Genomic DNA, 259 nt, shown 5'->3' with positions numbered 1-259 from the left:
AGATTTTTTACCGCAACCGCCCGCTTACAGAGCAAGATCCACCTATATTGCGCCGCCGCGTGCACTATGTATTCCAGTCTCCGGTCTTATTCCCAGGCACTGTCGCAGACAATCTATCGTATCCCGTTCAGCTTGCAGGAGAAACACTGCCAAGGAGCGAGATGGAGGCTCTGCTCACCCGAGTTTCACTGCCTGCATCCTACTTGTCACGCAGCATCAAGGAACTCTCAGGAGGAGAAAAGCAACGTGTCAACATCGC

1 protein-coding gene is annotated in these 259 nt (G+C 52.9%); it reads left to right on the top strand.

Annotation, left to right across the window (positions count from 1 at the left end; genetic code table 11):
- Positions 1–2: 2 nt before the first annotated feature.
- The coding region (locus LKX83_RS34610; RefSeq protein WP_227887433.1) for an ATP-binding cassette domain-containing protein at positions 3–259 on the top strand (257 nt) is incomplete at its 3' end.

Origin of the sequence: Cohnella baijiui (genome assembly GCF_020731285.1) — a bacterium.
GTDB lineage: Bacteria > Bacillota > Bacilli > Paenibacillales > Paenibacillaceae > Cohnella.
Note: the sequence above shows the minus strand (reverse complement) of the source record. Positions and strands in the feature narration are given on the sequence as shown.